General features: G+C 63.6%; 8 protein-coding genes. 6 read left to right on the top strand and 2 right to left on the bottom strand.

Features of this window, described 5'->3' with window-relative positions; all coding sequences use genetic code 11:
• Together BRA49_RS05835 and BRA49_RS05830 are read left to right on the top strand one after the other, a co-directional pair.
• Positions 1-849 (top strand): deoxyribonuclease IV, encoded by an 849-nt coding sequence (locus BRA49_RS05835; RefSeq protein ID WP_292384322.1) that lies wholly within the window; start codon positions 1-3, stop codon positions 847-849.
• Between the two features lie 268 nt (positions 850-1,117).
• Positions 1,118-4,864, top strand: a complete 3,747-nt coding sequence (locus BRA49_RS05830; protein ID WP_292384320.1) for a PKD domain-containing protein — start codon at positions 1,118-1,120, stop codon at positions 4,862-4,864.
• 40 nt (positions 4,865-4,904) lie between these two features.
• Here the strand turns inward: BRA49_RS05830 and BRA49_RS05825 are convergent, their stop codons facing one another.
• Positions 4,905-6,125: a hypothetical protein gene (locus BRA49_RS05825; protein ID WP_292384318.1), complete on the bottom strand. Its 1,221-nt coding sequence runs from the start codon at positions 6,123-6,125 to the stop codon at positions 4,905-4,907.
• 107 nt (positions 6,126-6,232) lie between these two features.
• Between BRA49_RS05825 and endA the strand changes: the two genes are divergently transcribed.
• Genes endA through pheT form a run of 4 tightly spaced genes read left to right on the top strand, consistent with a single transcriptional unit; the run spans position 6,233 to position 11,601 of the window.
• Positions 6,233-7,243 carry a tRNA-intron lyase gene (gene endA, locus BRA49_RS05820; protein ID WP_292384316.1) on the top strand — a complete coding sequence of 337 codons (1,011 nt, stop codon included), beginning with the start codon at positions 6,233-6,235 and terminating at the stop codon, positions 7,241-7,243.
• A gap of 10 nt (positions 7,244-7,253) precedes the next feature.
• Positions 7,254-8,510: a tryptophan--tRNA ligase gene (locus tag BRA49_RS05815; RefSeq protein WP_292384314.1), complete on the top strand. Its 1,257-nt coding sequence runs from the start codon at positions 7,254-7,256 to the stop codon at positions 8,508-8,510.
• 3 nt (positions 8,511-8,513) lie between these two features.
• Positions 8,514-9,959, top strand: a complete 1,446-nt coding sequence (locus tag BRA49_RS05810; RefSeq protein WP_292384312.1) for a phenylalanine--tRNA ligase subunit alpha — start codon at positions 8,514-8,516, stop codon at positions 9,957-9,959.
• Position 9,960: 1 nt separating this feature from the next.
• Entirely contained in the window at positions 9,961-11,601 is a 1,641-nt protein-coding gene (gene pheT, locus BRA49_RS05805) for a phenylalanine--tRNA ligase subunit beta (protein ID WP_292384311.1), read from the top strand.
• On the opposite strand, the gene hisF is transcribed toward pheT, so the two are convergent.
• The gene (gene hisF, locus BRA49_RS05800) at positions 11,558-12,364 is read right to left on the bottom strand and encodes an imidazole glycerol phosphate synthase subunit HisF (protein ID WP_292384309.1); all 807 of its coding nucleotides are present in this window, start codon (positions 12,362-12,364) and stop codon (positions 11,558-11,560) included. The two genes, pheT and hisF, sit on opposite strands and share 44 nt — an antisense overlap.
• Positions 12,365-12,449: the final 85 nt, after the last annotated feature.

Raw genomic sequence — 12,449 nt, 5'->3', positions numbered from 1 at the left:
ATGGTGCTGGTGGGATGTCATGTCTCCATCGCCGGCTCGATCGACCTCGCGGTCGGGAGAGCCGGCGAGCGGGGTTGCGACACGTTTCAGATCTTCTCCCGGAACCCCCGGGGCTGGAAGGCGAAAGACCTTGATGCGGGCTCGGCCGATGCGTTCAGGGCGGCGATGCGTGCATCCGGGCTCGGCCCGGTCGTTGACCACATGCCCTATCTCCCGAACCCGGCTTCGCCCGACGACGAGATCTATGAGAAATCAGTCGCGTTGCTCGCCGCAGAACTCCGGCGGTGCGCCCTTCTTGGGATACCCTACCTCGTGACCCACCTCGGGCACCACCGCGGCATCGGGACCGAGGTGGGGCAGGCTCGGGTCATCACCGCCGTAAACCGGGCGCTCGTCGATGCCGGCACGGAGAGCGTGATGCTGCTCCTCGAGAATACCGCCGGAGAGAAGAACAGCGTGGGGACGACCGTCGCCGACCTCTTCCGGATCCTCGATGGGATCGAAGGGGAGGGGAGGGTCGGGATCTGTTTTGACACCTGCCACGCCTTCGCCGCCGGCTACGACCTCCGGACGGCGGAGGGTGTCGATGCGGTCTTTGGGGAACTGGATGACCGGATCGGCCTGTCCCATCTCCGGGTCATTCACCTCAACGACTGCAAGGGTGACCTCGGGGGCGGACTCGACCGGCACGAGCATATCGGGCTTGGGTCCATCGGGGAGGAGGGGTTCCGGCATATCCTCCACCACCCGGCAGTCCGGGATCTCCCGCTCATCTGCGAAACCCCGGTGGACGAGCGGCGAGACGATGCCGGGAATGTTGCGAAGGTCCGGGAGCTTGCCGGGACGTAATGTATCTGCAGGGTCGGGCCCAGGAAATATGTTCTCATTTTTATAAAAATATTCAATAGTCTCCCGACCAACCGGGAGGCGTAAGGGATATATAATTATAGTCCCATCATGCCCTTCACGAACCCTTTATCTGGCGGGACCCGGTGATGCTCCGGAACCCTGCATGACCTCAGTTTACACGCCGGCGGGTTGGGATGGGGTCTCAATCCAGCCTGCAGGTACCATCGTGTGAGACGAAAGGGGGCGTTCTCATCGTGGTGATCGAAGCATGGTTGGGCGTATAACGCTGATAGTATCCTATATTGTCGTTCTCGCCGGACTGCTGGCCCTCCCCGCTCTGGCGGTGGAGTCGGCTCCCGGGGAGATGGTAGTCTTCTGCACTGCCGGCGGGTCGCAGGAGCATCCGGATATAGACGGCGATATGGTCGTCTGGGAAGACGGCCGGAACGGGAACAGAGGTATCTACTCGTCGAGCGAGCCCGGTCCGGGTGCACGGATAACAGATGAGACCGCCTCGGAGGAGAGGCCGTCGATCTCGGGAGATTACATCGTCTGGCAGGAGAACCGGGACGGGAATTGGGATATCTACCTCTACCGGCGCTCAACGGGTGAAGAGACACAACTCACCACCGATCCGGGCAACCAGTGGCTCCCCATCGTCCGTGGGAACCGCGTCGCCTGGTACGACGACAGTAGTGGCAGGACGAACGTCGTCCTCTACGACATCACTGCAAAGGCCGTGAAGACCTCCATCGACGCTGACGCAAAGACGACGATTCCCTACGGGTCTACCGGGTTTGCGCCCGCCCTCTCGGATAGGTATCTCGGCTGGGTAAAGGGGGGAGACGACAGGATCTGGTACTACGAGATCGATACCGGCGAGACGGGTCCGGCGTCGCCGGGCGGGGGGCCCCAATCCTGGCCGTCGCTATCCGGCAGCCGGATCGCCTGGGAGGACTACCGAAACGGAGATCCGGATATCTACCTGGCCGATCTCGGTGATCCGTCCGGCGAAGTGGAACAGATCACCGACAATCCTGCCTGGCAGGTCTCCCCGGCGCTCAGCGAGGAGATCATCGTCTGGGAGGATACGCGGGACGGGGTATCGAATATCTACATCCGGGACTTCTCCCCGGGGGAGGCGGTGCAGATGCCTCTTGCCCCTTCCGATATCGAACAGCTCTACCCTGCCGTCAGCGGCAACCGGATCATCTGGCAGGAAGGTCGTGGTGGGAAATCAGACCTCTATCTCTTCACCTACGCCGGCGGAACGCCGCCGGTGGCGCAGTTTTCGACAAACACGACAGAGGGAATTGTGCCGCTCCCCGTCCGGTTCACCGATCGATCAACCGGTAACCCGGTATCGTGGGAGTGGAAGTTCGGCGACGGAGGTTCGTCGAAGGAGCGGAACCCGGTGTACACCTACGAGAGCCCGGGCGAGTATACGGTCTCGCTCACGGTGAGCAACCGGTTTGGGTCCGACACCGTCACGAAGGTCGACCCTGTCCGCGTCGAGTCGCCGGAGCTCCCGGCCGCTGATTTTTCTGCCGTGCCGGTATCGGGTGGTGCGCCTCTCGTCGTGAAGTTCACGGACGGATCGTCGAACAGTCCCACTGCCTGGTTCTGGGATTTCGGGGACGGTGCAACCTCGGACGAGCAGAACCCGTTTCACACCTACGCGGAAGCCGGCACCTACACCGTCAGCCTGACCGCCGACAACGCGGCAGGCAGCGCGAACGTCACGAAACACGACTACATTACCATTATCAAGCCTCCGTCAGCCTCGTTTGAGGTCGATGCCCGGAACGGGACCCCTCCACACACCGTCCGGTTTTCGGACACCTCAACCGGCGATATCAAAGCCCGGTCCTGGCGTTTCGGTGACGGCGGGTTCTCCTCTGACCGGAACCCGGAGCATACCTACACGGCTGCCGGGACCTATACTGTCTCGCTTGAAGTCGAGAACCCGGCCGGAAGCGATACAGAGACGAAGAGCGGCTACATCACCGTGATTGAGCGGCCGGTCGCGGCATTCACCGCGAGCGCGACGACCGGAGTCGCCCCGTTCGCGGTCAGGTTTACGGACGCCTCGACCGGGGCCCCGGCCTCCTGGTCCTGGAGTTTCGGGGACGGAGGGGTCTCTGCCGACCGGAACCCCGTACACACCTACGAGAGTCCCGGGACCTATACCGTCTCCCTGACCGTCGAAAACGGTGCCGGAGAGAGTACGACGGCCCGGGCCGGGTACATAACAATCCTTGAACCTCTGGCCGCCGGGTTTGAGGCGAGCCCGACGGTGGGTAGTGCGCCGCTTTCCGTCCGGTTTACCGACCTCTCTCTCGGCCGTGTTGAATCGTGGAAGTGGGAGTTCGGCGACGGCAGCTCATCGAGCGAGCAGAACCCGACCCATATCTATCAGGGCGCAGGTACCTACACCGTGAGACTCACCGTCGCGAACGAACTCCAGAGCGATACCCGGGAGATGACGGGCTACATTGCGGTCACCGCATCGCCGGCGGCCGAGTTTTCCGCGAACGTGACCCGCGGCAGGGTTCCGCTTGCGGTCTGGTTTACGGATGCGTCGGCAGGAGGGCCGATCTCGTGGTCGTGGGCCTTTGGTGACGGCGGGTCGTCCACCGGGAGGAGCCCCGTTCACGTGTATCCGGTGCCCGGGACCTATACCGTCTCCCTGACCGTCGAAAACGATGCGGGGAAGAACACCACGGTCCGCACCGGCTACATCACAATTCTGGAGCCGCTCGCTGCCGGGTTCACCGCCAACGTGACCGTCGGGGCCACCCCGCTCGCCGTCAGGTTTGCGGATGCGTCGGTGGGGAAACCTGTGTCGTGGTCCTGGGACTTCGGTGACAACAGGACCTCTACCGTACCGGACCCGGTTCACGTATTCGAACTACCCGGGACCTATACCGTCAGCCTGACCATCTCCGACGGCAGCGACCGCTCCACGAAGACCGTGCAGGTTCGGGCCTTCGGTTCGCCGGCCGCAGGGTTCAGTGCCGCGCCCCTCAACGGGACAGCCCCCCTCATGGTTGCGTTTACCGACGCTTCCACCGGAGAACCCTCCTCCTGGCTCTGGAATTTCGGCGACGGGAAGACCTCGACTGAACGCCATCCCTCGCACACCTACACCGCCGTCGGGAACTATTCCGTCAACCTGACGGCAGGAAACGTCGCCGGGAAGAATACTGCGATGAAGACCGCATACATAACGGTCCGCCCCGCCCCGGCAACCCCTACTCCGACGCAGACGTCGAGTGGCGGTGGCGGTGGCGGCGGAGGGGGAGGAGGCGGTGGCGGCGGCTTGATGAGCCCGGTCTGGAACATCCCGACCCCCGCCCCGACCCCAACCGCGAGCATGACGCCGACCACCGCCCCGGAAGGGGCTCTTCCCGGTCGGCTCCCTCTCGGGGGGACCGGTCTCGTGGAAGAGATCGTCAGGATCGGTTCGCCCGACGGCACTGCGAGCCTCACCGTTGCGGAGGGTGTCAGGGCCGTTGATGCCGCCGGGGCCCCGCTTCATGCGGTGACCCTCGAAGCGCTCGATCCGGCCGACATGCCAGCGGTGCCCGCCGCGGGAGCATATGCGTTTGCCGGGTACGCCTGCACCCTCGGGCCGGAGGGTGCCGTCTTCTCACCGCCGGTGGCCCTGACGTTCAACCTCACGGAAGAACAGTGGGATGCCGTCTGCAACGGCAGCGAGCAGACTGGGCTCCTGGTGCAGTGGTACAACCGGTCGGCGGACGCCTGGGAGGGTATCCCCACCACCGTCTACCCGGAGAGCCGGAGCGTCACGGCGGAAGTCTCGCACTTCAGCCCGTATGCACTCTTTGTCGAGGTATCCGGGAGCGGCGCGGCACAGGTGGTCGCGGACGGCGCTCAACCGCAGCCGGAGGCCGGGCAGGATCTCCCGTATGCGTCCCTCGTCCCCGGTCTGCTTGCCCTCATCCTCGTGGGGGTGGGAGCGTTCCTCTATTTCCGGAAGGAAAACCCCTGAAATAATATTTGTGATAAAAAGGGTGGGTGCGAGGTAGGGATTACCTTCGCCGCTTCCTTCCCGCTACAAGGAGAAGGAGGAGTGCCGCCCCGGCCCCGATCGCACCGAACCCCGGTGCTGTCGGAGTGGCTTCGGCCGTTGTCTCCTCAAGACCGGCAAGCCAGGCGGCGCTGGTATCGGGTGAGAGGAACCGGATGCCCGCAAGGGTGTAACCGCCGGGAGCGCCGGTGGCCGCGTAGACTCCGGTTTCAGGGAACGTTGTGTTCCACCGGATTGTCCCGTCCGGGTCGGTCCCGAGGACGAACCCCTCTCCGCTCCTGATATCCGTGCCTGCAACTATATACCCCCCGGAAGGCCGCAGGACAACGCTGTATCCGGTGAGGCCCTCCATGTTCTTGAGCCAGACCTCCTCCCCCTGTGCGTCGACGAGGCCGTACCAGTAGTTTCCTGAGTAGACGAATCCGCCCTCATCGGTCTCTTCGATGTCCATGATGACCGGCGCCGCATAATTCTTCCTCCAGAGCGTGTTGCCGTCGACATCGAGACGAATGAGGAAGGCGTCCCCGATGTCGTTATTGAAGGGCGACGTCGTACCCCCGAGGATGTATCCGCCGTCGGCGGTCACGAGCCCCGCGTTCGCGGAGGCACCGGGGAACGTCCGGCTCCAGACGGGCGCACCGTTGCCGTCGGTCTTCGTGACGATCGCCGTGGTATTATCCATCGATTCCGATGGGCTCCAGAGCCACCCGAAGGCGACGTATCCGCCGTCAGCGGTCTCTGCGACGGTTGAGACCTTCATATTCGGCAGGACCTGCCGCCACGCCTCCGCCCCGGCGGCGTCGGTCCTGATCAGGACCGAAGAGCCGCTGTAGATGGAGTTCTCGTCCACCACGGTTCTCGATACATTGTAACTTCCGATGATATACCCCCCATCGGAGGTCTCTGCAACGGAAGCCGGCGCCAGGTCGGGGAATCTCCCGGTCCACACCTCGTTCCCCACGCCGTCGGTCTTTACGAGCAGCAGGCCTTCTGTGCCCCCGTAGACCTCCGTAAGGGCGGAGCCGAGAGCGATATAGCCACCGTCCGCGGTCGATGCAACGGCATCGAACTTATTGTTGTTCTCCGGCGAAAACGTCACATTCCAGGCGATCGTCTCTGCGGTCTCTGCTGCAGAGACAGTCACGATCGCCAGCACTGCCGTGATGAGCAGCGCCACTACAATCGTCCTGAAGTGTCGGAAATATCGGTAGATTTTCGTCATGGAATCGATCATTGATGCGGTCCGGCACGCAAAAAACGTAGTGGTCCATCTTCCCGGCGGTGCCGGCAATCCATTAATGAACGTGAACTTCCATATAGTTTGAGCACGTGTTGGCAATATTTGACGGAACCTGGGTACGCCTCGGCGGCGAAGGACGCACGCTCTACGAGCAGGGCGGCTACGGGAGGCTGGAAGGAACCGGGCTTCGCCTCTCCCCCGAAGAGGCGCTCTATCTCATGGAACGAAACAAGATCGACGTGAAGGATTTTGGTTTTGATGCCCTGCTCGGCCTCTTCGCCGGTCAGCCGAACTTCGTCCGCCGGTATCTCGTCTACCGCGACATCCGTGAGCGGGGATACGTGGTTCAGCCCGGCCCACAGGATTTCCGTGTCTTCCGTCGCGGCCACAAGCCCGGGGTCGGCAAGTCCCAGTACCTGATCCGGGTTCTTTCCGAGCGAGACCTGGTCGACTTCGACCGGCTGAGCCAGGACGTGCTCACCGCGGTCAACATGCGTAAACAGTACCTTCTCGCGGTCGTGGACGATGAGGACGAACTGACCTACTATGAGGTGCGGGTGCAGGACCTCCCCGGGGTCGGGGAGCCGGCCGGGTGCGCAACACCGGTGGAGGCATCCCTCTTTGGGACCTACGCGCTGGCTCACCTGCCGCCGGGAACCCCGCTTGAGGAGGATTGGTACGGTAAACGGCTTGATACCGAGCGGCTGCTCCTTCGCCCGGTCGAGTCGATCTTTCTCATGCGCCGCCGGTGCCTCTCGATCACGCGGGACGGAGAACCGATGACCGCAGAGCAGTTCCTCGGCGCGGTGGCGGAGAAGGACGTCGAGATCCGGGAGAAAGAACGGGTCTTCTCTGATCTCAGGGAGAAAGGCTACATCCCGAGAACCGGATACAAGTTTGGGCATCATTTCCGTGTCTACTCCGGGAAGAAGACCCACTCCGAGATGCTCGTCCACGCCGTCCCGTCCGGAACCACCACGCCGATGAGCGGCGTCTCCCGCTCGGTCAGGCTTGCTCACAGCGTCAAAAAGAAGATGTTGTTTGCCTGCATATACAATACCGATATTAAATATGTCGAATTCGCCCGAATAAAATTGTGAGCGTCAGGCCATGCAGTCCGAAATGAATCCGTGGTCGAGTAACCAGACCGTCGATGTAGATCGACTCTTTGCCGAGTTCGGCATCGAGCCTATCGGTGAGGTCGCGCGAAGACTTCCCGAGGTACCGTCATTTATGCGCAGGGGTGTCGTCGTCGGGCACCGGGACTACCAGCTGGTCGTCGACGCCATCCGGAATCGCACCCCGTTTCACGTGCTGACCGGGTTCATGCCCTCAGGCCTCCCGCACCTCGGGCACCTGATGGTCATGAAGGAGGTGGTCTGGCACGTCCAGCAGGGCGGGAACGGTTATGTCGCCATCGCCGACCGAGAGGCGCACGCAGTTCGCGGCATCTCGTGGGAGAAGTGCCGCGAGTTCGGGAAGGAATACCTCAAAGCCCTCTATGCCCTTGGGTTTGAGGGAACGACCTACTACCAGAGCCGGAACGAGCGTTTGAAAGACCTGGCGTTCGAGGCGTCCACGAAGGTGAACTTCTCGGACCTTGCGGCGATATATGGGTTTGGACCCGAGACCTCGCTCTCCCATGCCATGAGTGTCGCCACCCAGGTGGCCGACATCCTCTTCCCGCAGCTTGACGCGAGCCCTGCTCCGACGGTCGTCCCGGTCGGCCTCGACCAGGACCCGCATATCCGGCTCACCCGGGACGTGGCCTACAAACTGAGAATGTTCACGGTCGAGGACCGCGGCGACCACATCAGCGTCCGGTCGAAGAATGCCCCCGAAGCGGCCCTCGAAGCCGTACACCGTGCATTCTCGCGGTCAAAGAAATATGCGGGCCACGTGGACGTCACCGGTCACCCGATGGACCGTGTGGAAGGCGCTGTCCGGGAGATCGAGATAGCCAACGGGGGGTTCGGGTTCTATCTGCCCTCGTCGACCTACCACATCTTCATGCCCGGGCTCCAGGGCGGGAAGATGTCGAGCAGCGTGTCCGACAGTTCCTTTGGGTTCTACGAGTCCGACAAGTCGGTCAAGAAGAAGGTTATGGGGGCGCTGACCGGTGGGCGGATGACGCTCGAGGAGCAGCGGCGTCTTGGCGGCGAGCCCGATGTCTGCTCGGTCTATCTCTTAAACCTCTTTCACATGCTCGAGGACGACGTTGAACTCGCCGACCTTCGGCGGCGGTGCGAGAGCGGCGAGCTCACCTGCGGGCAGTGCAAGAAAGAGACGTATGAGCGCGTGCAGGCGTTTCTCTCGGAGTTGCGGGATAAGATGGATGCAGTCGAACACCTTGCAGAGGAGGTGTGATGAGTGGAACTGACGTTAAACGAGAAGAGACTCCTGGTTGTTCTGGGGGCGATGGGATCGGCCGACGCGGCCACCCTTGCGGAGAAGATGGATACCCGCCGGGAGGCGGTGGTGCAGTACGCGAACCTTGCCGGGGAACGGGGGCTCGTGGACGTAGAGAAGCGCGTCTCCCGGCGGTATATCCCGACCGAGGAGGGGCGGGCTTACGTCGGAAAAGGACTCCCAGAACGGCAGGTGCTCGAGAGTTTTGAGGAGTCAATCCCGATGCGGGACCTCCAGGCGCATCCGCTCGCAAAGATCGCCATCGGCTGGATGCGCAAGAAGGGCTGGATCGCCATCAGGGACGGGGTCGTTCAGAAGTCCGGCAACACCGCTCCGGGGCCCGACGAAGCCGCGTTCGCCAGGATAGCCGAAAGCGGCGAGATCGCCGACGGCGAAGGTGTCGCCGATCTCGCGAAGCGCGGGCTCGTCGAGGAGGAGGAGACCGTCGCCTACACCGTCTCGATCACGCCCCGTGGCCGCGAACTTCTCGCCGAAGGGCTCGACCTGCAGGAAGAGGCGGGCACGCTCACCCGCGAGCAGATCCTCTCCGGTGAGTGGAAGAGCCTCCCGCTCCGGCGCTACGATGTTACGAAACTCCCGAAGCGCGCCTATCCCGGGAAGGCACATCCCTACCAGCGCATTATCGACGAGATGCGCCGTGTCCTCTTCGACATGGGCTTTGAGGAGATGGCGGGCGGGATTGTCCAGAGTTCGTTCTGGAACTTCGACGCCCTCTTCCAGCCGCAGGACCACCCGGCACGGGAGATGCAGGACACCTTCTTCCTCGGCGAGCGCTGGCCGCTCCCCAGGGGTTACGAGCGCGTCCGCGAGATGCACGAGCACGGCGGCGAGACTTCCTCGACCGGGTGGGGAGGCACCTGGAGCGCCGCGAAGGCGCAGCAGTGCGTGCTCCGGACCCATACAACGAGCCTCTCGATCCAGCACCTCGCCGCGCATCCCACTCCCCCGGTGAAGGCGTTCTGCATCGGCCGTGTCTACCGGCGGGAGGCGATCGACCCCACCCACCTTGCGGAGTTCGAGCAACTCGAGGGGATCGTCATGGACGAAGACGTCAACTTCCGCCATCTTCTCGGGTTCTTGAAGGAGTTCTACGCCAAGATGGGCTTTGAGAAGGTCCGGTTCCGTCCCGGCTACTTCCCCTACACCGAACCCTCCGTGGAGCCCGAGGTCTACGTCGACGGCCTCGGCTGGGTGGAACTCGGCGGAGCGGGCATTTTCCGGCAGGAGGTGACCGCGCCCTTCGGGATCGAGCACCCGGTGCTCGCGTGGGGTCTCGGGATCAGCCGCGTGGCGATGCTCCGGCTCGGGCTGCGGGATCTCCGGCAGCTCTACAGGAGCGACGTCGAGTGGGTCCGCGAGACGCCCACTTACGGCGGGAGGCGGTGAGATGGCAATAATCACGTTACCCTACCGATACCTGGAACGACTGGCCGGGACCGACCGGCAGACAGTCATCGACCGCGTTCCGATGATCGGAGCCGATGTCGAGCGGATCGAGGTAGACCACGTGGACGTCGAGTTCTTCCCGAACCGGCCGGACCTCTACTCGCCCGAGGGCGTCGCCCGGGCGATGCGCGGCTTCCTCGGGATCGAGGAGGGGCTTCCGGCCTACACCGTCCGCCCCTCCGGCATCACCTTCTCGGTCGACCCGGGGCTTGCTGATATCCGGCCCTACCTGGGCTCGGCCGTGATCCGGAACGTCAATCTCGACGAGGAATCTATCCAGAGCCTGATGAGCCTCCAGGAAGCCCTCCACTGGGCGGTCGGGCGCGGGCGCGGCAAGGTGGCGATCGGCGTCCACGACCTCGACACGGTCACGTCGCCCTTCCGCTACATCGCCTCGCCACGGAGTCGTGCCTTCGTCCCGCTCGACTTCGAGCGGGAGATGACGATGGAAGAGATCCTCACCGACCACCCGAAGGGCCGGGACTACGCCCACCTGGTGGAGAACTTCCATACGTTCCCGCTGATCGTCGATGCCGAGAACCGGGTGCTTTCTTTCCCGCCGATCATCAACGGCGAGCTGACGAGGGTCACGGCGGCGACGAAGAACATCCTGCTCGATTGCACCGGCACCGACAGAAAGGCGGTGATAACAGCGGTAAACATCATCTGCACGGCGCTCGCCGAGGCCGGGGCGACAATTGAGAGTGTCACCGTCGAAGGGGATGAGATGCCCACGCTTGCCCCTGTGGAACGGGTGGTCTCGGTCGGGGAGTGCTCCCGCCTCCTCGGCCTCTCCCTCACGCCGCAGGAGATGGCGCGGCTCCTTCGCCGGATGCGATTTGGGGCCGAGCCCGACGGCGCCTCACGGGTCCGGGTCCTCGTTCCCTGTTACCGCTCGGACATCCTCCACGACTGGGATATCTTCGAGGACGTGGCGATAGCTCACGGCATCGAGAACTTCGATGCCGTCCTCCCGGCGACCTCCACCGTTGCACAGGAGCACCCGGTCACTGCGATCGGGAGGGCGGTCCGGTCGGTGATGACCGGCCTCGGGCACCTCGAGGTGATCCCGTTCACTCTCACGAACGATCGGGTGCTCTACGCGAACATGCAGCGGGAGCCCTCTCCTGGAACCTTGCGGGTGCTCCACCCGATCAGCGAGGAGCAGACGGTGGTCCGGACCGACCTCCTTCCCCTGCTGATGGAGATGCTCCAGGCAAACAAGCATCGCGAACTCCCGCAGCGGCTCTTTACGGTGGGCGACGTGGTCGTGGACTGCATCACCTCCCAGAAAGCGGCGGCGGTCAGCATCCACCCGGCGGCCGACTTCTCGGAGGCGTATGCGGCGGCGGATGTCCTCTGCCGGGAGCTCTCGCTGCTCTATACGGTCCGGGAATCGGCGGATCCGGCATTTATCGACGGCCGCCGTGGGGATATCATCGTCGATGGAAGAGTTGTGGGGGTGTTCGGGGAGATCCACCCGGCCGTCCTGACGGCGTTCGACCTCGAGCACCCGGTCGCGGCGTTTGCGCTCGACCTTAGAGCCGTACCGGGATACCCCGTCCAGCCAGGTACTCCTTGACCTGGCGGACGGTGAACTCACCGTAGTGGAAGACGCTTGCCGCGAGGCAGGCGTCGGCCTTCCCTTTTGTAAACCCGTCGTAGAAGTGCTCGAGCGTGCCCACGCCGCCGCTTGCGACCACCGGGATACCGACCGCCCCCGAGATCGCTCTGGTGATCGGGATGTCGAACCCTTCCTTCGTCCCGTCGGTCTCCATGCTGGTGAGCAGGATCTCGCCGGCTCCACGCTCTTCGGCATCTTTCGCCCAGGCAACGGCGTCAAGCCCCGTCCCCCGGCTCCCGCCGTGGGTCACGACTTCATACCAGCACTCCCGGCCGTCGGCAAGGGCAACAGGGGTCAATCCCTGCTCCATGTCGTAGTTTCGCCGGACATCGACGGCGACGACGATGCACTGGGTGCCGAACCGTTCTGCGCCCCGCGAGATCAGTTCCGGGTCCTGGACTGCGCTTGAATTGATGCTCACTTTATCCGCTCCCGCCCGGAGGATCTGTTTCATGTCGTCGATCGTCCGGATGCCGCCGCCGACGGTGAGCGGGAGGAAGAGTTCGTCCGCCGCCCGCCGGATCACGTCGATGATGGTGCCCCGGTTCTCCCTGGTGGCGGTGATATCGAGGAACACCACCTCATCCGCACCCTGCTCGTTGTAACGCTGGGCGAGCTCCACGGGATCGCCCGCATCGCGCAGGCCGATGAAGTGCGTACCCTTGACTACCCGCCCGTCCTTGAGGTCGAGGCAGGGGATGATCCGCTTTGTCAGAACCATGAGTAGTGGTTTTGAGCGGGAGGTGATGAGGGTATCTCAGGTCCCCGGCCCCGGTGGGGCGTCGTTCCTGGCGGAGCGTCGCAAC

It is taken from the genome of Methanoculleus sp. UBA430, from assembly GCF_002506585.1.
Lineage (GTDB): Archaea > Halobacteriota > Methanomicrobia > Methanomicrobiales > Methanoculleaceae > Methanoculleus.
This window is presented reverse-complemented; position numbering and strand designations above follow the sequence as displayed.